The organism is Pseudomonas sp. NPDC007930 (assembly GCF_042958985.1).
GTDB lineage: Bacteria > Pseudomonadota > Gammaproteobacteria > Pseudomonadales > Pseudomonadaceae > Aquipseudomonas.
The window spans coordinates 20743-43913 of the sequence record NZ_JBIBKC010000006.1 but is presented as its reverse complement, the minus strand read 5'-3'; the positions used below and the strand labels follow the sequence as shown (position 1 = coordinate 43913).

Sequence of the window (23171 nt, the reverse complement as noted above, 5' to 3'; positions counted from 1 at the left end):
ATGAAACAGCATCCTACGATGTTGCGGCGTGTACTGAGCGCCCTCGGGATCCTCTACAAGGCATTTCGCCTTTATGAGTTTCTGAGGGATCACTACGACAGCCACCGGTAATAGCGGCTGCCTAGGGAGCCCGCCTCGCGAGGGGCGGGTTTTAATCAAACTTCAACGCCGATAAAACCGCTTCGGCACCCCCCACACGATCAGCCCCACCGCCAGCACCGACACCCCGCACAGCAGGTACAGCGCTGGCGTGGTCACCCCGGTCAGGTCGCGCACGCGGCCGATCAGGTACGGGGCGATGATCCCGCCCAACTGCCCCACCGAGTTGATCAGCGCGATGCCGGCCGCCGCGGCCATGCCGCTGAGAAAGCGCGGCGGGATCGTCCAGAAAATCGGCATCCAGGCGATGATCCCGGCCATGATCAGGCTCATGCCGAGCATCAACGGCAGCAGTTGCCCCGGGGTGAGCGCGCACAACAGGTAGCCCGCGGCGGTGAGCGCCGCGCAGGCCGCCATGTGCCAGCGCCGCTCGCCACGGCGGTCGGAGCTTCTGCCCATGGCCAGGTTGAACAGCACCGCGACGATGTACGGCAGCATGCTCAGCAACCCGATGTTGAGCGGGCTGGCCACGCCGGCGCCCTTGATCAGTTGTGGCATCCAGAACAACAGCCCGGTCAGCGCCATCACCAGGAACATGTAGATCAGCGCCATCACCCAGGTCACCGGCTGGCGCAGTACCGCCTGCAGCCCCTCGCCCTGCGCCGCGGCAGGTTCCGCGGCGCGGTCTTCCTGCATGCGCTGGCGCATCAGGGCTTTTTCTTCATCATTGAGCCAGCGGGCATCCTCGATGCGGTCGGCGACCAGCCAGAACACCACCGCGCCCAGCGCGATCGACGGCAGCCCCTCGAGCAGGAACAACCACTGCCAGCCCTTCAGCCCGCTGACGCCGTCGAAGTGCCCGAGGATCAACCCGGCCAGCGGCCCACCGACGATGCCGCACAGGCAGATCGAGCTTTTGAAGTACGAGTTGATCCGCCCCCGGCGGTGGCTGGGGTACCACTGGGTAAAGAAGTACAGCGCCCCCGGCACAAAGCCGGCTTCCATCACCCCGATCAAAAAACGCAGCACGTAGAACCACGTCTCGTTGCTAACGAACATCATGCAGGCCGAGGTGATGCCCCAGCTGACCATGATCCGCGCGATCCACAGCCGCGCGCCAACCCGGTGCAGCAGCATGTTGCTCGGCACTTCAAACAGGAAGTAACCGACGAAGAACAAGCTGGCGCCCAGCCCGTAGATCGAGTCGCTGAAGCCCAGGTCGCTTTGCATCTCAAGCTTGGCGAAGCTGATGTTTACCCGGTCGAGATAGGCGAACAAAAAGCAGCAGATGAACAACGGCACGATGCGCCAGTTGACCTTGCGGTAGAGCTGCTCTTCGAGCAACGCGGCGCGGCTTGGGGCGGTGGCTAGGGTGGCGGCTGGGCTGGGCATGGGGTGGCGCCTCGTAGTCTTGTTGTTGTGATCGAAGGGCGGGGCCTAGAGCACCCCTACCCCGCCCATCTCGAACACCGCCTCGGCTGTGCCGAGGCTGTTCACCAGCGGCTCGCCGAACTCGGCCAGGCTGACCTCGAAGCGGTCCCCCGGCTGGGCGCTGATGCCGTCGGCGAACGACAGCGTGGCGGTGCCGAAAAAGTGCACGTGCACATCGCCCGGGCGCAGGAACTGCGCGTACTTAAAGTGGTGGTACTCCAGGTTGGCGAAGCTGTGGCACATGTTCGCCGCGCCGCTGAGGAAGGGTTTTTCCCAGATCACCTGGCCATCGCGGAGGATCCTGCTAGTGCCCTCGAGGTGCTCGGGCAAGGCGCCCACCCGCAGCTCCGGGCCATAGCTGCAGGCACGCAGCTTGGAATGGGCCAGGTAGAGGTAGTTGCGCCGCTCCATCACGTGGTCGGAGAACTCATTGCCCACCGCGTAGCCCACCCGGTACGGCCGGTGGTCCGGGCCGATCACGTAGAGGCCGGCCAGCTCAGGCTCCTCGCCGCCGTCTTCGGCGAACGGCGGCAGCGGCAAGGCGCCGCCGGGGCGTACGACGATGCCGCCGTCACCTTTGTAGAACCATTCCGGCTGCACACCTACCTGCCCCGCCGGCGGCTTGCCGCCCTCCACGCCCCACTTGAACACCTTCATGCTGTCGGTCAGCGCGCCTTCGTCGCTGGCCGCCTGCTGGTGCATCTTGTCGCGGGTGGCGGCGCTGCCCAGGTGGGTCAGGCCGGTGCCGGTGACCAGCACATGGGCGGTGTCCGGGTGGTCCAGCGGCGGCAGGATGCGCCCCTGGTCGAGCAACTGGCGGTAGTCGAACGCCGCGCCCAGGCCCAGCCGCGCGACCTGGGCGGCCAGGTCGGTGCCCTGCTCGATGGCCACCAGCGCCAGCTCGCGCACGCTGCCCACCCCGGCCACTTCACGCACCTGGAAGCCTTCGACGCAACCGACCCGGCGGTCGCCGTTATCCGTTTGAAACTGCACAATACGCATGGTTTAACCCCTGTGGTTAACGTGAACGGGCACTGGCGGCAAAGCCACTGGCCGGCAGCGCGTGGCGGCGCTCCAGCACCCGGTAGACCACCCCGGTGAGCACCAGCCCGAAGGCCATCACCCCGGCGAGAAAGTACAGCCCGCTGCTCAGTTGCCCGGTGTATTCCTTGAGTGCGCCGATCACGAACGGCCCGATGTAACCGCCGAGGTTGCCCACCGAGTTGATCAGCGCAATACCGGCGGCCGCGCTGGCCCCGGCAAAAAAGCGCCCGGGCAGCGTCCAGAACACCGCCGTACAGGAAAACAACGAGAACGCCACCGCGCACAACGCCGCCAGTTGCCACAGCGGCGCGGCAAACCAGGCCGCGCCGAACAGCCCCAGCGCGCCCAGCACGTAAAGCCCGGCCAGGTGCCCGTAGCGGTCGTTGAAGCGGTCCGAGCTGCGCGGCACGATCAACAAGCCAACGATGCCGAACACATAGGGCACCGCCGCGACAAACCCGGTGGTCAGGTCGCTGCCGCCAAACTGCTTGATCAGGGTTGGCAACCACAGGCCCAGGCCGTAGATGCTCAGCGTCACCGGCAAATAGAACAGCGCCAGCAACAGCACGCGGCGGTCTTTCAGTGCATGCAGCGGGTTGCCGTGGCGGGTTTGCCCATAGGTGTTGAGGTCGCGGGCAAGCTCGGCGCCCAGCCAGGTTTTTTCTTCGGGGCTGAGCCACTTCACCTGCTGCGGGCCGTCGGGCAGGTAACGCAGGGTGGGCCAGGCCAACAGCATGGCCGGCAGGCCGATGGTGATGAACAACCACTGCCAGCCATGCAGGCCGGCCGCGCCTTCAAGGCCGAGCAAGGCCCCGGACAACGGCCCGGTGATCATCATCGCGATGGGTTGGGAGAGGATGAACAACCCCATGATCTTGCCGCGGTGGCGCACCGGGTACCACTGGGTGATGTAGTACAGCACCCCCGGGAAGAACCCCGCCTCCGCCGCACCAAGCAAAAAGCGCAGCACGTAGAAGCTGGTAGGCCCCTGGATCAACGCCATGGCGCAGGTGATCGCGCCCCAGGTGATCAGGATGCGGGCGAACCAGCGCCGCGCGCCGAAGCGCTCCAGCCAGAGGTTGCTCGGCACCTCCAGCAAAAAATAACCGATGAAGAACAGCCCAGCGCCCATGCCGTAGGCGGCATCGCCCAGGCCGACGTCGGCGCTCATGTGCAGCTTGGCGAAGCCCACCGCCGAACGGTCGATGTAGGCCACCAGGTACAACAGCACGAGAAACGGTATGAGCTTGAAGGTGATGCGACGGATGAGCGCGAGTTCCTGGCTCATGGGGTGAGTCTCCGCGTTGTTGTTGTTATGGAAACGCCGGGCAGGCCTCTGCGGGCCGCCGTGGGAAAACAATAAAGTAATACTATTTAACCTGCAACCACTTCACAGGCGGGTTTTTTGCGCCTATCTTTTCCGGTACCGGTTCGATTAAGTCTTACAATAAGAGAGAAGCCCATGACTGATAAAAAACCCACCCTGCGGTCGGCCCAGTGGTTCGGCACCAACGACAAGAACGGCTTCATGTACCGCAGTTGGATGAAAAACCAAGGCATCGCCGACCATCAGTTCCATGGCAAACCGATCATCGGCATCTGCAACACCTGGTCAGAACTCACCCCCTGCAACGCCCACTTCCGGCAAATCGCCGAGCACGTGAAGCGCGGCGTGCTCGAAGCCGGCGGCTACCCGGTGGAGTTCCCGGTGTTCTCCAACGGCGAATCGAACCTGCGCCCCACCGCCATGCTCACCCGCAACCTGGCCAGCATGGACGTTGAGGAAGCCATCCGCGGCAACCCGGTCGATGGCGTGGTGCTGCTCACCGGCTGCGACAAAACCACCCCGGCGCTGCTGATGGGCGCGGCCAGTTGCGACGTACCGGCCATCGTCGTCACCGGTGGGCCGATGCTCAACGGCAAGCACCACGGCCGCGACATCGGCGCCGGCACCATCGTTTGGCAGATGCACGAAAGCTACAAGGCGGGGCAGATCAGCCTCGACGAATTCCTCTCCGCCGAGGCCGGCATGTCGCGCTCGGCCGGCACCTGCAACACCATGGGCACCGCCTCGACCATGGCCTGCATGGCCGAATCGCTGGGGGTGTCATTGCCGCACAACGCCGCCATCCCGGCGGTGGACTCGCGTCGCTATGTGCTGGCGCACATGTCGGGCATGCGCGCGGTGGAAATGGTCAAAGAAGACCTGCGCCTGTCCAAGGTGCTCACCCGCGAGGCCTTTGAAAACGCCATCCGGGTCAACGCGGCGATCGGCGGCTCGACCAACGCGGTGATCCACCTCAAGGCCATCGCCGGGCGCATCGGCGTGCCGCTGGAACTCGACGACTGGACCCGCATCGGCCGTGGCACCCCCACCCTGGTCGACCTGCAGCCCTCCGGGCGCTTTTTGATGGAAGAGTTCTACTATGCCGGCGGCCTGCCGGCGGTGCTGCGCCGGCTGGGCGAGAACAACCTGCTGCCGCACCCCGGCGCGCTCACCGTCAACGGCAAAAGCCTGTGGGACAACGTCAAGGCCTCGCCCATCTATGGCGACGACGAGGTGATCCGCGCCATCGGCAACCCGCTGGTGGCCGACGGCGGCATCTGCGTGCTGCGTGGCAACCTGGCCCCGCAAGGCGCGGTGCTCAAGCCGTCCGCCGCCACCCCGGCATTGATGAAACACCGTGGCCGCGCGGTGGTGTTCGAGCACTTCGAAGACTACAAGGCGCGCATCAACGACCCGGAACTGGAGGTGACCGCCGACTCGGTGCTGGTGATGAAAAACTGCGGGCCCAAGGGTTACCCGGGCATGGCCGAGGTGGGCAACATGGGCCTGCCGGCCAAGCTGCTGGCCCAGGGCGTGACCGACATGGTGCGTATCTCCGACGCGCGCATGAGCGGCACCGCCTACGGCACGGTGGTGCTGCACGTCGCCCCGGAAGCCGCCGCCGGTGGGCCGCTGGCGGCGGTGCGCGAGGGCGACTGGATCGAACTGGACTGCGCCAGCGGCCGCCTGCACCTGGACGTCAGCGCCGAGGAACTCGCCGCGCGCCTGGCCGACTGGCAGCCGCCGCAGAACAACTGGATCGCCGGCGGCTACCGGCAGTTGTACATCGAGCATGTGATGCAGGCGGACCAAGGCTGTGATTTTGACTTCCTGGTCGGCTGCCGAGGGGCGGAGGTGCCGCGGCATTCGCATTGAGCCGAGCGGCCGCGCGGTAAACGGGCTTGCCCTGGCAGCCGCGCAGCTTGTAGCTTTAGCGTCCTCCCCCGAACGAGCTGTTGCTGCCGATGGACTACCGCACCCCCTCCGACCGCAAGAGCATGCACTCGCGTATTGTCCAGGACATCGGCATGGGCATCGTCGCTGGCCAATGGCAGCCGGGTGACAAACTGCCGGCCGAAGCCGCGCTGTGCGAGGAGTACGCGGTCAGCCGCCCGGTGCTGCGCGAGGCGACTCGGGTGCTGGTGGCCAAGGGGCTGGTGTTCTCCAAGCCGCGCGTGGGCACGGTGGTCAAGCCGCGCGGCGAGTGGCACCTGCTGGACCCAGACGTGCTCCATTGGCTGATGCAAAGCACCCCGCAAAACGACTTTTTCGCCATGCTCACCAGCGTGCGCGCGGTGATCGAGCCGGCCGCCGCGGCGCTGGCGGCGCAACACGCCAGCGCCGCGGAGGTCGAGGCGATCGGCGAGGCCTATGCACGCATGGAAGCCTCGGGCTCGGCCGACAGCCTGCTGCAGCCTGACCTCGACTTTCACGAACGCATCGCCCAGGCCACCCACAACGACCTGCTCACTCACCTGTGCAACATGCTCTCCTCGGCCCTGCGCGAGGCGCTGCGCTATTCGAACCAGCGGCCCAACCTGCATGAGCTGGCGCTGCCGCGGCACAAGGCGATCCTCACCGCGATCCAGAACCGCGACGCCCTCGGCGCGCGCCAGGCGGCGCTGGTGCAACTGGACGATGCACGGGATGCCCTGGGGGTGGTGTTGGGGAAAAGCCTGGGGCTTTGAGGCAGGGTTCAGGGCCCCCAGTGGAAACCTTGCAGCCTTGGCCGTTCGCCCTGTCGCGCGCAGGCTCGGCGTGCCCCACAGTGGAGGCACACCCGAGGAACAGGAGGTTCCCATGCTCGAACAGGACTTCACCGCGGAAATCATCTGCACCACGCCTGAAATCGGCGGCAGCGTCGCGCTGAGCAACACCATCGGCATCGACCAGTTCTTGAACCCATTCAACACACTCCTTGAAGGTTGGGCGCACCTGACCACCACGTCTGCGCAGTCGTTTTCAGTGATCATGCGTTTTGCTTTCAAGTACCGCGAAAGCCAACCCGAACGGGTGCTCTATGCCATCAACGGCACCGGCGATGTGAACTTGTTCAGGTTCGGTTCGCTCGGCTACGGCAACGATGGCCAAGTCGCGCTCTACGATTTTTCAATCCTCAACGACGCGGTGAATTATTTTGTTCCACGCCCGTTGCAGCCCTCCACGGTGAGCGACTGGAAACTGCAGCCACTGGCTGAATGGGACGGTACGCCCGAAGGTGCCGAGCAGGTCGATTTCTACCTGCGCAACGATGCCGGAGAGCGCATCGGGCTGCAGCCGGTGATCCTGCCGGGCGGCCAGCGCATGCTCGGCTTGAATACCGCCGAAGGCGAGCCGCTGACCTTCAGGTTCAAGGGCATCCAGGCCGGTTGACAGCGCCGCGCTACCGCAGCCGCAACGGGCACACCTGCCGTGCCCGTTGCGCCAATGCCCCGCGCAACGCCTGCAACTGGGCAATGCGCTCATCCAGGGCGGCGATTTTCTCGTCGAACACCTGCGCCAGCCGCTCGCCGCTGGCCTCCCCGGCCTGCCACAGCAGCGGCAGGTTCTCGCCGATCTGCGCCAGGGTAAACCCCAACTGCTGGGCCATGCGGATGTACTGCACTAACTGCACGGTTTCCACCGGGTAGTCGCGGTAGCCGTTGGCACTGCGCTGGGCACGCAGCAGGCCGCGGCTTTCGTAGAAGCGCAGGGCGTCTGCGGTGACGCCGGTGGCCTTGGCGAGGGCGCCGATTTTCATGTGAATTCCTTATTGACCTTGGTCCTTGCTCCAGGCTTTAGCCTGCGCGGCCCACACAATGAGGAAAGCCCATGTTCAACGCAAGCCGCTACTTGACCCTGGTGCGCATCAGCGCCGTGTACGACCTGCTGGTCACCGCCCCGTTCATGACGCCGTGGTCCGCCGCGCTGTACCTGGGCAGCTTTGCCACGCTGTCCGAGGCCTTGGGCCTGGCCCGGCCGATCCCGGTGCTGGGGGCCGCGGAAATGCTCTTCGCCAACCTGCTCGGCAGCCTGGTGGCGGTGTGGGCGGTGTGGCGGCTGCGCCACACAAGCCTGGCGGCCGGGCGCTATGACGCCGCCGCGCGCGGCGTGTTTACCCTCTGGCAGTTGTACGCGGTAGGCGCCGGGGCCAGTGTGCTGCTGTTGGGCTTTACCTTGATGGAGGTGGCCTTCGGCGTGCTGCAAGCCTGGCCGGTGCGGGCCGCTCAGGGCGCCGCCAGGCGCTGATCGATGCGCGCCAGCACTGCCTCGAAGCCCGTGCCGGGGATGGCCTGCACCGCGTGGCGGATCTTCTGCAAAAACCCCGGGGTGGCCGTGTGCGTGGCGCGCAGCAACCACTGCGCCGCGGCCGCGCGGCGGCCCCGGCGGACCAGCATCGCCGCGTAGCTGCATTGGCCGCGGAAATCCCCGGCCAGCGCCGAGCGCTGGAACCACTCGAAGGCCAGGTCGAGGTTTTGCGCCACCACCCAGCCCTCTTCATAGAAGCGCCCGACCAGGTTCATCGCCTTGGCATGCCCGCAGTCGGCCGCGCGCTGGTACCAGGCCAGCGCCCGCGGCAAGTCGCGCGGCACGCCACGGCCCTGGCTGAGCAGGTTGCCGAGGTTGTACTGGCCCCAATCCAACCCGGCGTCGGCGGCGGCGCGGTAATGCCGGGCGGCTTCTGCCAGGTTCGGCGCCGTGCCCCAGCCCAGCTCCAGGCAGCGGCCAACCATGTTCAGCGCCATCGGGTGGCCGGCCTGGGCCGCCAGGCGGAACCAGCGCAGCGCCAGGGCTGGGTCTTGCTCGATGCCGTGGCCGTCGAGCAAGGCCTGGCCCAGCCGTGCCTGCGCCTCAGCGCTGCCGGCTCGGGCCTGGTCGAGCAGCAGCCGCACCACGTGCGCCGGGCCCTGCAGGCCCAGGCGCAACACCGGGTCGGCGAGCATCAGAAGCGGTACTCGGCGGTCATCGTGGCGCCGCGCCCTTCGCCCGGCAGGCCGTAGCCGCGGCCGTTGTACTCGGCGTAGTAACGCTTGTTGAACAGGTTGGTCACGTTCAGGCGTACGTCCAGTGCCTGGCTAAAGGCGTGGGTCAGGGCCAAGTCGTGCACCACGTAGTCCGGCACGGTGGTTTTACTGGCTGAGGTGGTCACCGAATCGGCGCCGTTGCCGGTGCCCTGGTAGATGTCTACGGTGTCGACATAGCGCACGCCGTAGCTCAGGCTGTTGTGCCCGGGCAGCTTGAAGGTGTTCCACAGGCTGAGGGTGTGCTTGGGCGTGTTGGCGATCGCGATGCCGCTCTCGGAGCCGTCGTTGGCGGCTTTGAGGGTTTTGCTGTTCTGGTAGGCGTAGCCGGCGTACACCGACCACCAGGCGTTCACATTACCCACCACGCCCAGCTCCAGGCCGCGCACGCGCTGCTCGCCGCCCACGCTGAGGATGGCGCCGCTGTCGTCGTCGGTGTAGGTCAGGCTGCGCTTGGTTTCATACAGCGCGGCGGTCAGGCTGAGGTTTTCGTTGAACAAATCCCACTTGGTGCCCAGCTCGTAGGTTTTACCGCGTTGGGTGCTGTCGCCGCTGTTCGAGCCGGTCTGGGCGATGGCGGTCAGGCTGTTGGGCTGGCGCGCGTTGGCGTAGCTCAGGTAGATACTGCCCGCCTCCACCGGCTTGTACACCAGCGCGGTATGAACGCTGGCGATGCGTTCAGCGCTGGAGGATGTACCGCCATCGACCCAGGCCGCGGTCGGGCTGCTGCGCGAGTCGTTGCGGGTGACCCGTGATTGGTACCAGTCTTCGCGGCCGGCCAGGTGCAGGGCCCAGTGCTCATCGAACTTGAGGGTGTCGAGGGCGTACACGGCTTTGTCGGTTTGCTCGGCGCTGATGCTCGAACTGGTGTACTGGTTGGCCGAGTAAGGGTACTTCGACCAGCCGTTGCTGTCGGTGCCCAGGTTGCTCATCTGCGTGGCGTCGGCGCTGACCAACTTGCCGATGTCCGACTGCAGCGTTTGCTGGCTGTACTCAACGCCGGTGACCAGGGTGTGGCCAATGCCGAGGGTGTTGAAGTTGAAGGTCAGGTTGCTCTGCTCGCTCCAGGTGGCGTTGGCCTGGTCCCGCGAGGGGGTGTTGATGGTGCGGCGGTACACCCCGCGGTCGGCATGCACGCCCGGCGCCGGGCTGTTGGCACCGTAGTAGGTGCCGCCAGGGGTGGTCACGAAGTAATCGTGGTCGAGGTGGAAGTAGCTCAGTTGGGTGTCGAAGCTCACCACGTCGTTGAAGTCGTGGGCGAACTTCAGGCTCAGGCGGTGCGACTCGTTGTTTTCCTTGTCGAGGTTGCGCCAGCCCCAGTAGCTGCTCCAACTGGCCAAGCGGTGCGGGCTGCTGCCGTTGCTGCCATCGACGGTGGGAATGCCGTAGTCGGTGTTGCCGTAGTCGTGCAGGTATTCATAGGCAACGCTAAAGCGGGTGTCGGTGCCCAGGCCGAACGCCAGCGACGGCGCGAAGCCGTTGCGCTCGCGCTCGATCCAGTCGCGGCCGTTCACCCCGCCCTTGTAGCCGACCACGTTCAAACGGAACGCCGCGCCCTGGCCGAGGCCGTCGAGGGTGTGGTTGATGTCGAGGGTCGAGCGCCGGTAGTTGGCGGTGCCCACGCCCAGGTCGAGGGTGTCGAAGTTTTTCAGCTCAGGGGTTTTGGTCACCAGGTTGACCGCCCCGCCGATGGCGCCCACGCCCCAGCCCGAGCTGCTCGATCCCTTCAGTACTTCGACCTGCTCGGTGTTGAACAGCTCGGAGTGGGTGTACTTGGCTGGGTCGCGCACGCCGTCGCGGTAGATGTTGCCGTCGGCGCTGAAGCCGCGGATGTTGATGCTATCGCCCACCCCGCCACCGCCTTCACCGGAGTTGAAGGTGATGCCCGGCACGTTGCGCAGTACGTCTTTGAGGTCCTGGGCGTTTTGTTCCTGCAGCACGCGCTTGGGCACCACGCTGATGCTCTGCGGGGTGTCCCGCAGGGCTTCGGTGAACTTGCTGCCGGAAAGCTTCTCGGTCTGGTAGGGCGAGGCGGTCTCGGCGCTGGCGTCGATGGTGGTCGGGGCCAGTTGCAGGGTGTCGGGCACTTCGTCGGCGGCGTAAGTGAAGCCACTGAGGGTGGCGACCGCCATGCCCAGCGAGGCGTCCAGGCGGGGTGTGCGGGAAGGGTAGCGGCTCATTGAGGTTCTCGCGCTTGGCATTCGAGCGGGTTAAAGTAAACAGCAACGATTTTCAGTCGCGAAGTCTGCCCCAGCGCTTCTCAAGTTCTCGTTAAGAAGTTTCAGCGCTGAAACACTCAAGGCCACCCCTCTACCATGCGTATCCTGATCATCGAGGATGACCTCGACATCCTCGCCAACATCACCCGCTACCTGAGCCGGCGCGGGTACATCGTCGACTGCGCGGAAAACGGCGCCCAGGGCCTGGAGATGGCCCGTGGCGGCGACTTCGAGCTGATCGTGCTCGACCTGATGCTGCCCCGGCTCGACGGCCTGGCACTGTGCCAACGCCTGCGCGAACAACCCGGGCCGCGCACCCCGGTGATCATGGTCACCGCCCGCGACGCCCTCGACGACCGCCTGGAGGGCTTCGAGGCCGGCGCCGACGATTACCTGGTCAAGCCCTTCGCGCTGGCCGAACTGGCGGCGCGGGTCAATGCCATCCTGCAGCGGGCCCAGGCACCGCGCGCGGCGGTGTTGACCGTTGGCGACCTGGCGCTGAACACCACCACCCTGGCCCTGAGCCGCGCCGGCCAGCCGCTGAAGCTGCCGCCGGCGCCGCTGCGCTTGCTCACCGCGCTGATGCAGGCCAGCCCGGCGGTGGTGCTGCGGCGCAAGCTCGAAGAGCTGCTGTGGAGTGATTCGCCACCCGACAGCGACAGCCTGCGCACGCACATCCACCAACTGCGCCAGGTGATCGACAAGCCCTACCCCCAGGCGCTGCTGCGCACCGTGCACGGCATCGGCTACCGGCTCAGCGCCGATGACTGAGCCGCGCCGCTACAGCCTGCGGCGCCGGCTGATCCTGCTCTATGTGCTGGTCAGCCTCGGCACCGGCGCGCTGGTGCTGGGGCTGTCGGTGTGGAGCCTGAACCGCCGCGAGGTCAAGCTGCAAGACATCGACATGGGCATTGCCATCGCGCGCATCCGCGAGGAAGTCGCCCACGGTGGCGCTGGCCGGCCGGGGCGCTATTTCGTCGGCGCGCCGGGGGCGGCGGCGTTTCCCGAAGCCTTGCGCCCTCTGGGGCCAGGTTTTTACAAGCTGATGCGCGGCGGGCGCCTGTGGCACGTGCGGGTGCTCGACGATGGCCCACAGCGCTTCGTGCTGATGCGCGACTACACCGACTACGAGCACGGCCAGGCCACCGCGGTGATGGTCGGGGTGATCAGCCTGGGCGGCATCGTGCTGCTGGCCTCGTTGCTGGGGCTGATCACCACCCGCCGGCTGGTGCGGCCGATCGAACAACTGGCCGCCGGGATGACCCAGCGCGCCGCCCTGGCGCCAGGCTCGCGGCTGCAGCCAGGCTTTGCCCGCAACGAGATCGGCACCGCCGCCGGCGCCTTCGACGACACCTACAACCACCTCGAACAAGCCCTGCAGCGCGAGCGCCTGTTCACCGCCGACGTGGGCCACGAACTGCGCACGCCGCTGATGGCCGCGCTCAGCGCCTGCGAAGTGCTGCGCGACGAACAAGCGCTCACCCAAGAGGCCGCCGCACAACTGGCCCGCGCCGAAGCGGCGATGCACGACATGCGCCAGCGCCTCGACACCTACCTGATGCTCGCCCGCGGCGATGGCGACTGCCTGGGCTTCCCCCACGGCAGCGTGCAGGCGGTGGCCGAGGAGCAGTGGCAGCAATGGCAGGCCCAGGCCACCCGGCTGCAGGTGCGGCTCAACCTGGAGCTCGCCGGCCCCGCCGAAGCCGGCCCGCTGTACCCACTGCCGCTGCTGCGCACGGTGCTCGGCAACCTGCTGCGCAACGCCCTGCAATACGCTGGCGCCGGCAGCGTGGTGCGCCTGCGCGCCGGCCGTGGCTGGCTGGAGGTCGAAGACAACGGCCCCGGCCTGGCCGCCGGCCAACAGGAAACCCTGTTCCTGCCCTTTACCCGCGGCGAGCAGCCAGGGGCGGAGAACCTCGGTTTGGGCCTGTCACTGGTCAAGCGCATCTGCCAGCACCAGGGTTGGGCGATTCACGTGCATTCGGATGTGGGCGGGCCGACGTGTTTTCGCCTGGAGTGCGGGCCTGGGTGAGGCAACCGGCCCTTCCTGAGTGGATGACTTATTTACCAAATGTTGGTAAGTTCACCATCAGCGTTTGAGTGTTGGTAACATCGCCAACATGAAAGCCCAATTATTGATGAAGCAACGGCTCGTCCTCTCAAGCACCCTGTTTGCCGAGGTCGTCATCTGGAAAGTACCCAGTGCTGTCCGGGGAAGCCTTCACCCCTACAAATACCGGTTGGCGCTGGTCGACAATGGCACCTGCGTAGTGCGCTACGACAACGAAGCTGGCAAGGGCAACCACAAGCATGTCGGCGATGAAGAAGTCCCCTACCGCTTTCGCGGCGTTGAAACGCTGCTGGCGGACTTTTCACACGACATCAACACCTGGAGGCAACCATGAAAACCGTCACCCTGGGCGTAGGCAGCCTTGCCGACACCCTGGCCGCCGCCAGCGCTGCCTTTCAGGGCGAAGCTCAAGGCCAGGCCATCCTGTTCGAAACCCCTGAACTGTTGTTCAGCACCCTGACCCCCAACCGCTGGGCGCTCTTGCGGGCGATGGCCGGCCAGGGCGGCATGGCCATCCGCGCGGCCGCGCGGCTGGTCGGCAAAGACGTCAAAAACGTTCACGCCGACGTGCAGGCATTGATCAGCGCCGGCATCCTGCGCCGCACCGGGCATCAGATCGAGTTTCCGTTCGATGCCATCCACGTAGAGTTCACCCTGTGCAGGGCGGCGGCGTAGCCCCACCTTACTTGTGCAACACCTCACCCCGCATCGGCGCCAGCCGGGCGATCAGGCGGTTTTGCGCGGTGACTGGCACGCCGACGCTGTTCATCGCGTTGTAGAGGTTTTCCACCAGCGCGTTGAACTCGCCCTTGTCGATGTTCTGGCCCTTGTGCGCCTCGGCCATGCTGTCGCCGCTGTAGGTGCAAGGGCCGCCGCTTTCGACGCAGAACTGCTCGACCAGCTTGTCGCGCAGGCGGATCGGGTCGACGTTCTTGAAGTGGTTGCCGATGCGCGGGTCTTGCACCGCGTTGAGCAGCATCGCCTCGACGATGCGGGTGATCCCGGGCTTCTCGCCGAGGTCGTGGTAAAGGCTGTCGTCCTTGGCCACGCCCTTGGATTGGGCGCAGGCGGCCAGGCACAGGCTGGCGAGCAGAATCAGGAAGGCGCGCATGCTCAGAAGCTCCCGGTCACAGACAAGTACGTGCCGTTCTGGTTGTCCAGGGTGGCGATTTCGCCCAGGCGGGCGTAGGCCAGCACCACCGAGACGTGCTTGGTCGGGAACCAGCCGATGAACACGTCGGCCCAGTCGCTTTCGCCGGCGAACGAGAGGTTGTCGGGCTTCTCTTTGTATTCCACCCCCACCGCCCAGCGCGGGTTGAGCAACACCGCGGCAGAGCCTTCCTTGAGCCAACTGCGGCTGTCACGGCGGTCGCCGCCAAAGCCGAGCAGGCCCATTTCGTTGGCGCGGCTGTAGCGCAGGTCGCCGTTGAGCAGCAGGTTGTAGCCAAAGAAGCCGCCGAGGATCACCCGGCTGGCGGCGATGTAGCCTTCGACGTCGTGGTCACGCTGGGCGCCGACCAGGCTGGGGATGAGAAAATCGCGCTGGTGCTTGTATTCCAGGCCCAACGACACCTGCGGGATGTCGCCGTAGATCAGGTCGCCGAACAGCTTCACCTTGGCGCCGAGCACGTCTTGGCTGAGGCTGTCTTCGGGCAGCCCGAGCTTGTGCACCAGGGTGCCGAGGTCGAAGCGCTGGCGGGCGTAGGAGAACTCCACCTGGTTGCCATAGGCCACCGACACCCCGGCCACGTCGAGCCGGTAGTCAGGCAGCCAGACCCGCGTGGCGAAGGCGTTGGCGCCCCATTGGCCCTCTTCTTCATAACCGCCGATCACCGCCCAGGGGGTGATGCCACCGCCGGCGGCGCCCTCCACGCTGGTGGCGCCACCGGTGGCCCAGAGGCGACCGTCAGCGGCCAGGGTTGCATCGGCATAGCCTACGGCCAGGGTGCATAACAACGAAGCTACGGCGCGTTTTTTCACGATACGGGTACCATCGGTGATGGAAAGTACAAGGATTCCCGCAGCCAGGTTTCAAAGGCCGCAGCCGGCAACGGCCGGCTGATCAGGTAGCCCTGGGCGGTGTCGCAGTGCCAACGCTCGAGCAAGCGCAGGCTGTGTTCATACTCCACGCCCTCGGCGACCACTTTCAGGCCGAGGTTGTGGCTCATTTCAATGGTCGAGCGCACGATCACCGCGTCTTCGCTGGTTTCATCGAGGTTGCGCACGAACGATTGGTCGATCTTCAGCTCTTGCACCGGCATGCGCTTGAGGTGCGCCAGTGACGAATAGCCCGTGCCGAAGTCATCCACCGACAAACTCACGCCCACCTCGCGCAGGCGCTCGAGCACCTTCAATGCCGCTTCCGGCTCGCGCATCACGGCGCTTTCGGTGATCTCGAAAATCAACTGGTTGGCGCTCACATCGTGCTGTTCGAGCAGCGGCGGCACGCGCCGGGCCAGGGCGTCGTCGCCCAGGTCGTCGGCGGAGATATTCAACGACAGCTGCACGAACAGCCCGCGGCCGTTCCACTCGCCCAACTGGCGAACGCCTTCGTCGACCACCCAGCGGGTCAATGATTGGATACTGCCGGTGCGCTCAGCGAGCGGGATGAATTCCCCCGGCGAGACCATGCCGAACTGCGGGTGCTGCCAGCGCAGCAAAGCCTCGGCCTGGCGCACCTGGCCTTTGCGGATGTCGAGCTTGGGCTGGTAGGTAAGGAACAATTCTTCGTTGTCGGCGGCGCGGCGCAGGTCGCGGATCAGCCGGATCTGCCGCTGGTGGGCGATGTCACGGCCCTGCTGGTACACCTGCAGGCGGCCGGGCAGGCTTTGCGCGTCTTGCATGGCGATCGCCGCGCGGGCGAGCAAGGCTTCCGGGTCATCGCCGTCGGCCGGGTAGGCGGCGATGCCCACCTGGCAGTCGTAGTTCACGTCGTGCTGGCCCACCCGGCGCGGCTTGATCATCAACTGCAGCACCTGGTCGGCGACCGCCACGGCGTGGTCGCTGTCGAACTGGTCGAGCAGTAGCAGGAATTCCCCGCCCACCAACGAGGCCAGGGTATCGACCGGGCGCAGCAGGGCTTGCAGGGTTTGCCCAACGTCGAGCAGCAGTTGCTCGGCGAGCATCGGCCCACCGCTCTCGCCCAGGCTGCGCAGGTTGGCCACACCCACGAACAACAACGCCATCGGCCGCTCGGCGGCGATCGCGGTGCCCAGGCGCTCGGTGGCCAGGGCGCGGTTGGGCAAGCCGGTGTGGTGGTCGTGCAGGGCGTTGTGGGCCAGGCGCTGTTCACGCTCGGCGATGCCGTCCTGCATCAGGTTGATCGCCCCGGCGAGGGCGCCGAGTTCGTCGCGCTGCAGCAACCGCACCGGCGTTTGGTAATCGCCCTGGCCAATGCGCTCGGCGGCCTGGGCCAGGGTGCGGATCGGCCGGGTGAGGCTGCGCGCCACCAGCAACGACACCACCAGCGACAGCGCCAGGGCGGCGGCGCCGATCAGCAGGATATTGTTGTCGAGCGGGGCGAAGGCGTGCAGGGCTTCGTCCAGCGGGCTTTGCAGCAAGGCCACCACCTTGGCATGGGTGGCCGGGTCTTCGGCAAGGGTCAGGCTTTCGTTGAGGTAGCGCCGGCCCTGCTGGTCGCTCAGCACCACCCGGCGGCCAGCGTTATGGCTGGCCAGCCATTGGCCAATGCCTTCGCGCAGCTCTACCGGCTGGGTGCTCACCAGCGCCCCCGGGGTGCCGGCCTCGATGGCCAGGAACGACACCTCCAGGTTACTCAGGGCGTGCAGTTCACGGGCGAAGTCGGCGTCCATCACAAAGCCCATCACCACCCGGGCAATCGGCAGCGGCGCCATCACCTGGGCTTCGACCAGCACGTGGGGCTGGCCGTTGATCGGCACGATCAGCATCGATTGGCTGCGGCTACGGGCCTCGCGCAGCGCCTGGCTGTAGCGAAACGGCGCGCCGTCGGCGACGCTGTCGACGGTACTGGCCAGCACCGTGCCGTCCATGCCAAGGAGGAACACGTCGTTGGCGCCGATACGGTTGCCGTGGTTGAGCAACGCCGAGCGGATGGTCGCCGAATCGCCACTGGCCACCGCGTCGCGAAAGCCAAAGTCGGCCGCCAGCAGTTGCACCGCGTCGCGCAGGCGGCGGCCGTTGAAGTCGAGCAGGCGTTCGAACACCCGCGTACCCACCTCCAGCTGTTCGCTGGCCTGGCCACGCACGGCTTCGCCGGTGGCCATTTTCACGGCCAGCGTCACCGCCGCGATCACCACCAGCAACAGGGTGATCAGCAGGCCGGTGATACGCGCCTGGAAGCTATTTCGAAGTTTCACGGGCAGCCTTGCCGAATGCATCGCCGAAGGCGCTCGGGGCGGGCGCTTGCGGCGTGTCGGCCGGCAGCGGCTCGACCGCCAGGGCGTAATCGTGCGAAAGGCCTTTGTCGTCCACCTGGATCTCTCCCTGAGGCTGCGGTTGCATGTCTGCGCTTTGCGGGTGCCACAGGGTTACCCGGTACTTGCCAGCGGGCAGGTCGGCGAAACGCGCGTTGCCCTGGGCGTCGGTGGCGGTGAACCACGGGTCGTCGGTGACATAAATGTAGCCCATCATCCAGTCATGGATGTTGCAGCCCAGCACCACCACACCCGGCTTGTCGAACACCACCGGCGCGGCCGGGGTGCCCTCGTACAGCTTCAGCTCGAAGCGTTTGGCCGGCGAAAACGAATACACCTGGTGGCGGATGTTGTCGTTGTTCGGGAAGGCCACCGCGGTGCTGGTGTGTACCGGCAGTACCCGCGGCACGTATTGCTTGTCGCGCTGGTCCATGACCGCGCTGGCTTGCGCCGAGCCCTTGCCCGGCCCTTGCAGGGTCAGCACCGCGCCAGGCACCGGCTGGCCTTGCTTGTCGACAACGTGCGCCTGAAAAGTGGCCGCGTGGGCACCCAGGCTGAGCAACAGGGCCCCGGCGGCGCAGGCCAGGTGGCGTGGGAACAGTGGCATAGCGAGGGCACCTTGCCGAAGAGGGTTGAAATAAAATGAACGCCGGCCTTGGCGAGAGGTCTCGCCGCTGAGCTTACCCAGCGGCGGCCGCAAACACATCCAGTAATAAAAGCTTTTTGCCACTACCACTGGCCGCGCCCCGGCCCCGGCCCGCGGGCAGCCCGCGGCGCACAGGTTCTGCCTTGGCGAAAAGGCTATCGGCACAGCATGGCAAAGCTGGAGCGCAGCCCATTGAAACCCGCCGAGCGGCGCCCCATCTAAGGCTGCATACTCAATTGCGCAGGTGCCCCATGAGCGACCAGCAAAAGCCTTCGGCCCAACTCGACGGGCATGACGCCGAGCAGGATCACATCGAACACTCGTCCACTTCGAGCATGGAGCTGGCGCTGCCGGGCCAGAGCCTGCCCGACAAGGTCTACGTGATCCCGATCCACAACCGGCCGTTTTTCCCCGCCCAGGTGCTGCCGGTGATCGTCAACGAAGAGCCTTGGGCCGAAACCCTCGACCTGGTCGCGAAAACCCCGCACCACAGCCTGGCGCTGTTCTTCATGGAAACCCCGCCCGAAGACCACCGCCACTTCGACACCTCGCGCCTGCCGCTGTACGGCACCCTGGTCAAGGTGCACCACGCCAGCCGCGAAGACGGCAAGCTGCAGTTCGTCGCCCAGGGCCTGAGCCGGGTGCGCATCCGCACCTGGCTCAAGCACCACCGCCCGCCGTACCTGGTCGAGGTGGAATACCCGCAGCAACCCGCCGAGCCCACCGACGAGGTCAAGGCCTACGGCATGGCGCTGATCAACGCGATCAAAGAGCTGCTGCCGCTCAACCCGCTGTACAGCGAAGAGCTGAAAAACTACCTCAACCGCTTCAGCCCCAACGACCCCTCGCCACTGACCGACTTCGCCGCTGCCCTCACCTCGGCCACCGGCCCTGAGCTGCAGCAAGTGCTCGACTGCGTGCCGATGCTGCGGCGCATGGAGCGGGTGCTGCCAATGTTGCGCAAGGAAGTGGAAGTGGCGCGGTTGCAGAAAGAAATCTCCGCCGAGGTGAACCGCCAGATCGGCGAGCACCAACGCGAATTCTTCCTCAAGGAGCAGTTGAAGGTGATCCAGCAGGAGCTGGGCCTGACCAAAGACGACCGCAGCGCCGACGTTGAGCAGTTCCAGCAGCGCCTGGAGCATAAAACCCTGCCAGCCGCGGCAAAAAAACGCATAGACGAGGAAATGAGCAAGCTCGGCATCCTCGAAACCGGCTCGCCGGAATACGCCGTGACCCGCAACTACCTCGACTGGGCCACCGCCCTGCCCTGGGGCCTGTACGGCAAAGACAAGCTCGACCTCGGCCACGCGCGCAAGGTGCTCGACCAGCACCACGCCGGCCTGGACGACATCAAGCAGCGCATCGTCGAGTTTCTCGCCGTGGGCGCCTACAAAGGCGAGATCAGCGGCTCGATCGTGCTGCTGGTGGGCCCGCCGGGGGTGGGTAAAACCAGCATCGGCAAGTCGATCGCCGAATCCCTCGGCCGGCCGTTCTATCGGTTCAGCGTCGGCGGTATGCGCGATGAGGCCGAGATCAAGGGCCACCGCCGCACCTACATCGGCGCCCAGCCCGGCAAGCTGGTGCAGGCGCTGAAGGATGTAGAAGTGATGAACCCGGTGATCATGCTCGATGAAATCGACAAGATGGGCCAGAGCTACCAGGGCGACCCGGCCTCGGCCTTGCTCGAAACCCTCGACCCCGAGCAGAACGTCGACTTTCTCGACCACTACCTCGACCTGCGCCTGGACCTCTCCAAGGTGCTGTTCGTGTGCACCGCCAACACCCTGGACTCGATCCCCGGGCCGTTGCTCGACCGCATGGAAGTGATCCGCCTGTCGGGTTACATCACCGAAGAGAAGCTGGCCATCGCCAAGCGCCACCTGTGGCCGAAGCAGTTGGAAAAAGCCGGCGTGCCCAAGGCCAAGCTGAGCATCAGCGACGCCGCCCTGCGCGGGGTGATCGACGGCTACGCCCGCGAAGCCGGGGTGCGCCAACTTGAAAAGCTGCTCGGCAAGCTGGTGCGCAAGGCCGTGGTGCGGCTGCTGGCAGAGCCAGAGGCGGTGATCAAGCTGGGCCCGAAAGACCTCGAAGCCTCCCTCGGCATGCCGGTGTTTCGCAGCGAGCAGGTGCTCAGCGGCAAGGGCGTGATCACCGGCCTGGCCTGGACCAGCATGGGCGGCGCCACCTTGCCGATCGAAGCCACCCACATCCACAGCTTGAACCGCGGCTTCAAGCTGACCGGGCAACTGGGTGAGGTGATGAAGGAGTCGGCGGAAATCGCCTACAGCTACGTGACCTCGCACCTCAAGCAATACGGCGCGGACGCGAAGTTCTTCGACGAAGCCTTTGTGCACCTGCACGTGCCGGAGGGCGCCACGCCGAAAGACGGCCCCAGCGCCGGGGTGACCATGGCCAGCGCGCTGCTGTCACTGGCGCGCAACCAGGCGCCGAAGAAAAACATCGCCATGACTGGCGAGCTGACTCTCACCGGCCATGTGCTGCCGATTGGCGGGGTGCGCGAGAAGGTGATCGCGGCGCGCCGGCAGAAGATTTTCGAGCTGATCCTCCCGGAGGCCAACCGTGGCCACTTCGAGGAACTGCCCGATTACCTCAAGGCCGGCCTGACCGTGCACTTCGCTAAGCGCTACAGCGATGTGGCGAAGGTGCTGTTCTGACCCTATGCTGGGGGCGACCTTGAACCTTGGAAGCCCCCATGCCCAACCTGTTCCGCCTGCTCGTACCCGCCGGCCTCGCGCTGCTCGCGGCGTGCTCGGCCAAAGGCCCGAACCCCGCCGAAACCTTCACCCTGGCCAAGCAAAGCCAATGCCCCGTGCACCTCGCGGTGGGCCAGCACCTGAACCTTACCCTGCCCAGCCTGCCCACCACCGGCTACCGCTGGCAGGTGCTCAGCGCCGCCCCCGGGGTGCTGCGCGCGCTGGGCCCGGAGGTGTACAGCAACCCCGAAGACGCCGGGCTGGTGGGCGGTAACGGGCAATCGCTGTGGCGCTTCCAGGTAAGCGGTGCCGGCACTGGGCAATTGAAGCTCGTGTCGCAGCAGCCGTGGGCGCCGGAGGTGAAGCCGGTGGACAGTTTTGAGTGTGAAATAAACAGCCTTTGATGGCCCATCGCCCGGCTGTGCCTTAATGCTGTGCACTTAAGCCATTTCCGGGCGTCATGGAGGGGGTCAATCTGTGAGCTCTGCGGATTTTGTGCATGAGCTTCAGGGCCTATCGCCCGGCACAGCCGGCCTCCCACGGGGTCTGTGTTACTCCCAAAATCAATGGCTTACACAAAACTGGTGGGAGGCCGTGGTCCGGCACTCCGGCTGTGCCGGGCGATGGGCCAGACCTGCCTACCCCTCCCCCCACCGCGCCAAGGTCATCCCCAATGGCACACGCGGGATCAACGTGGCCTGGTAGGCATGGTAAAGGTCGGCCTTGCCCGGCCACAGCCGCCCGGCCGGTTGCAGGTGAGGGTCCAGCTCGTGGTGCCAACTGCCGTGCACGCGGTCGATCAGGTGCTGGTCGATAAACCCCCAGAAGGTTCGGTACCACTGCTCATACTGCGGCTCGGCGGTACGCTGCAGCAGGGTGGCGGCGGCGGCGCAGGCTTCGGCCATGGGCCAGTGCAGGCGCTCACGTACTACCGGGGTGCCGGCTTCGTCCACCGTGTACAGCACCCCCGGCAGGCCGTCGGCGGCCCAGCCGCGGCGTACCGCGTGGGTGAACAGCGCCTGGGCGTCGCTGAGCAGCCAACTGGGGGCGCTGAGGCCGGCCGCGCGGCGGGCGGCTTCCAGTTCCAGCAGCAGGCGCGCCCACTCGAAGGCGTGGCCGGGGGTCAGCCCGTAGGGGCGGAACGGGTGTTCAGGGGCGTCGCGGTTGTAGTCGGGCAACGGCTGCCAGGCGAGGTCGAAGTGCTCGTTCACCCCTTCGCCGGGCCGCTGGCGCACCAGGCGCTGGGCGGCGACCAGGGCGCGGTCGAGCCACAGCGGCTGGCGCAAGGCCGCGGCCAAGGCCAGGCAGGCCTCCACGCCATGCATGTTGCTGTTGGCGCCGCGGTAGGCTTCTTCGTGTTGCCAATCGGCGGAAAACCCCTCGCGAAACGCCCCCTCTTCATCGCTCCAAAAGTGCCCTTCGAACACCCGCGCGGCCTCTGCCAGCAACGCCTCGGCGCCGGGCCGCGCGGCCACGGCCAGGGAACTGGCGGCCAGACACACAAAAGCATGCACGTAACAGGCTTTGTCGCCCTCGGCCGCGGCGCTGGCGAACCAGCCGCCGTGGCGGGCGTCTTTCAACGGGCCTTCGAGGGCCTGCAGGCCATGGTCGGCCAGCTCGCCGTAACCGGGCAGGCCGCGCAAGTGAGCGATGGCGAAACAGTGGGCCATGCGCGCGGTGAAGGTGGTGTCGGCGATAGGCTCGGCCGGTAACCGGCCGAAGCCGTCGAGGTTGCCAAAGCCGCCGGGGGTGCGCGCGGCGCGGGCGAAGCCGAGCAAGCGGGTAGCCTCTTGCTCGAGCCAATCATGGTGGGCAGGCTTGTGCAGCCAACTGCTGGAGGGCAAGTGGGCGAGGTGGGCCAGTGGCATCGTCGGGTAGTCCTTGTTCTTATGGGGCTAGCCCCCACGATAGCACTGGCTGATGCGATACAGCAGGGCTCACGGCTTGCTGTAGGGCGGGTATTGCTTGCCGGGCGCGCGGCGCTCGGTAGTCACGTCACTGCCAGGGCCGCCAGGGATCTGCGGCGGGTGCGGCGGGTCGATCTGCGGGTCGGTGAGGTTCGGCGAGTCTGGGTCAAAGCCCTGTTCGCCGCGCCCGCCCTGGCGGCCGCGCTCTTCGGTGCCTTTGGGGTAGCCGGGCAGGCCACGTGCGTCGCCGCGGCCATCGCGGGTGGGCCATTTGTCGTGGGTGGGGTTCTTCATCTGCGCGTCTCCGGGTTGCCGGGTG

The 23171-nt window shown here is 66.3% G+C and carries 22 protein-coding genes; 10 read left to right on the top strand and 12 right to left on the bottom strand.

The window, feature by feature from the left end:
• Positions 1-162: 162 nt before the first annotated feature.
• Genes ACFZCE_RS14465 through ACFZCE_RS14455 form a run of 3 tightly spaced genes read right to left on the bottom strand, consistent with a single transcriptional unit; the run spans position 163 to position 3862 of the window.
• Positions 163-1491, bottom strand: coding sequence for an MFS transporter (locus tag ACFZCE_RS14465; protein WP_390940068.1), 1329 nt, complete (start codon positions 1489-1491; stop codon positions 163-165).
• Between the two features lie 45 nt (positions 1492-1536).
• Positions 1537-2532 carry an AraD1 family protein gene (araD1, locus tag ACFZCE_RS14460; protein WP_390940066.1) on the bottom strand — a complete coding sequence of 332 codons (996 nt, stop codon included), beginning with the start codon at positions 2530-2532 and terminating at the stop codon, positions 1537-1539.
• A gap of 16 nt (positions 2533-2548) precedes the next feature.
• Complete coding sequence (locus tag ACFZCE_RS14455; protein WP_390940064.1) at positions 2549-3862, bottom strand: MFS transporter; 1314 nt, start codon at positions 3860-3862, stop codon at positions 2549-2551.
• A 174-nt stretch (positions 3863-4036) separates the two neighbouring features.
• Between ACFZCE_RS14455 and ACFZCE_RS14450 the strand changes: the two genes are divergently transcribed.
• The 3 genes from ACFZCE_RS14450 to ACFZCE_RS14440 all read left to right on the top strand — a co-directional run bounded on the left by ACFZCE_RS14450 (position 4037) and on the right by ACFZCE_RS14440 (position 7273).
• Entirely contained in the window at positions 4037-5776 is a 1740-nt protein-coding gene (locus ACFZCE_RS14450) for a dihydroxy-acid dehydratase (protein WP_390940062.1), read from the top strand.
• 89 nt (positions 5777-5865) lie between these two features.
• Positions 5866-6588, top strand: a complete 723-nt coding sequence (locus tag ACFZCE_RS14445) for an FCD domain-containing protein (protein ID WP_390940060.1) — start codon at positions 5866-5868, stop codon at positions 6586-6588.
• Positions 6589-6700: 112 nt separating this feature from the next.
• Positions 6701-7273 carry a hypothetical protein gene (locus ACFZCE_RS14440; protein ID WP_390940058.1) on the top strand — a complete coding sequence of 191 codons (573 nt, stop codon included), beginning with the start codon at positions 6701-6703 and terminating at the stop codon, positions 7271-7273.
• Between the two features lie 10 nt (positions 7274-7283).
• Here the strand turns inward: ACFZCE_RS14440 and ACFZCE_RS14435 are convergent, their stop codons facing one another.
• A complete protein-coding gene (locus ACFZCE_RS14435) occupies positions 7284-7640 on the bottom strand; it encodes a MerR family transcriptional regulator (RefSeq protein ID WP_390940056.1) in 357 nt (118 codons plus the stop codon).
• Between the two features lie 71 nt (positions 7641-7711).
• Here ACFZCE_RS14435 and ACFZCE_RS14430 point away from each other — a divergent pair, with 71 nt between their 5' ends.
• On the top strand, positions 7712-8128 hold the full coding sequence (locus ACFZCE_RS14430) for a hypothetical protein (RefSeq protein WP_390940054.1): 417 nt from the start codon (positions 7712-7714) through the stop codon (positions 8126-8128).
• Here ACFZCE_RS14430 and ACFZCE_RS14425 read toward each other — a convergent pair.
• Complete coding sequence (locus tag ACFZCE_RS14425) at positions 8107-8823, bottom strand: tetratricopeptide repeat protein (protein WP_390940052.1); 717 nt, start codon at positions 8821-8823, stop codon at positions 8107-8109. The two genes, ACFZCE_RS14430 and ACFZCE_RS14425, sit on opposite strands and share 22 nt — an antisense overlap.
• A complete protein-coding gene (locus ACFZCE_RS14420) occupies positions 8823-11081 on the bottom strand; it encodes a TonB-dependent siderophore receptor (protein ID WP_390940049.1) in 2259 nt (752 codons plus the stop codon). The genes ACFZCE_RS14425 and ACFZCE_RS14420 overlap by 1 nt, the downstream gene beginning before the upstream one ends.
• 135 nt (positions 11082-11216) lie before the next feature.
• Here ACFZCE_RS14420 and ACFZCE_RS14415 point away from each other — a divergent pair, with 135 nt between their 5' ends.
• The 4 genes from ACFZCE_RS14415 to ACFZCE_RS14400 all read left to right on the top strand — a co-directional run bounded on the left by ACFZCE_RS14415 (position 11217) and on the right by ACFZCE_RS14400 (position 13866).
• Complete coding sequence (locus ACFZCE_RS14415; RefSeq protein ID WP_390940047.1) at positions 11217-11891, top strand: response regulator; 675 nt, start codon at positions 11217-11219, stop codon at positions 11889-11891.
• Positions 11884-13152, top strand: a complete 1269-nt coding sequence (locus ACFZCE_RS14410) for an ATP-binding protein (protein WP_390940046.1) — start codon at positions 11884-11886, stop codon at positions 13150-13152. Before ACFZCE_RS14415 ends, ACFZCE_RS14410 begins: the two co-directional genes overlap by 8 nt.
• Before the next feature lie 88 nt (positions 13153-13240).
• Positions 13241-13525, top strand: coding sequence for a DUF6516 family protein (locus tag ACFZCE_RS14405; protein ID WP_390940045.1), 285 nt, complete (start codon positions 13241-13243; stop codon positions 13523-13525).
• On the top strand, positions 13522-13866 hold the full coding sequence (locus tag ACFZCE_RS14400; protein WP_390940043.1) for a hypothetical protein: 345 nt from the start codon (positions 13522-13524) through the stop codon (positions 13864-13866). The genes ACFZCE_RS14405 and ACFZCE_RS14400 overlap by 4 nt, the downstream gene beginning before the upstream one ends.
• Positions 13867-13873: 7 nt before the next feature.
• Here the strand turns inward: ACFZCE_RS14400 and ACFZCE_RS14395 are convergent, their stop codons facing one another.
• From ACFZCE_RS14395 to ACFZCE_RS14380, 4 genes are read right to left on the bottom strand one after another with little or no spacing between them, the layout of a single operon-like run.
• Positions 13874-14302, bottom strand: a complete 429-nt coding sequence (locus ACFZCE_RS14395) for a group 1 truncated hemoglobin (protein WP_390940042.1) — start codon at positions 14300-14302, stop codon at positions 13874-13876.
• Between the two features lie 2 nt (positions 14303-14304).
• Positions 14305-15147 (bottom strand): DUF3034 family protein, encoded by an 843-nt coding sequence (locus ACFZCE_RS14390; protein WP_390940626.1) that lies wholly within the window; start codon positions 15145-15147, stop codon positions 14305-14307.
• Between the two features lie 20 nt (positions 15148-15167).
• Positions 15168-17528 carry an EAL domain-containing protein gene (locus ACFZCE_RS14385; protein ID WP_390940040.1) on the bottom strand — a complete coding sequence of 787 codons (2361 nt, stop codon included), beginning with the start codon at positions 17526-17528 and terminating at the stop codon, positions 15168-15170.
• The gene (locus ACFZCE_RS14380; protein ID WP_390940039.1) at positions 17512-18192 is read right to left on the bottom strand and encodes a methylamine utilization protein; all 681 of its coding nucleotides are present in this window, start codon (positions 18190-18192) and stop codon (positions 17512-17514) included. Before ACFZCE_RS14380 ends, ACFZCE_RS14385 begins: the two co-directional genes overlap by 17 nt.
• Positions 18193-18566: 374 nt before the next feature.
• On the opposite strand from ACFZCE_RS14380, the gene lon reads away from it, so the two are divergent.
• A complete protein-coding gene (gene lon / locus ACFZCE_RS14375) occupies positions 18567-20906 on the top strand; it encodes an endopeptidase La (protein WP_390940624.1) in 2340 nt (779 codons plus the stop codon).
• 38 nt (positions 20907-20944) lie between these two features.
• A complete protein-coding gene (locus ACFZCE_RS14370; RefSeq protein ID WP_390940037.1) occupies positions 20945-21349 on the top strand; it encodes a protease inhibitor I42 family protein in 405 nt (134 codons plus the stop codon).
• Positions 21350-21583: 234 nt separating this feature from the next.
• Here the strand turns inward: ACFZCE_RS14370 and ACFZCE_RS14365 are convergent, their stop codons facing one another.
• Positions 21584-22813 carry an AGE family epimerase/isomerase gene (locus ACFZCE_RS14365; RefSeq protein WP_390940035.1) on the bottom strand — a complete coding sequence of 410 codons (1230 nt, stop codon included), beginning with the start codon at positions 22811-22813 and terminating at the stop codon, positions 21584-21586.
• Positions 22814-22882: 69 nt separating this feature from the next.
• Entirely contained in the window at positions 22883-23146 is a 264-nt protein-coding gene (locus tag ACFZCE_RS14360) for a DUF6021 family protein (RefSeq protein ID WP_390940032.1), read from the bottom strand.
• Positions 23147-23171: the final 25 nt, after the last annotated feature.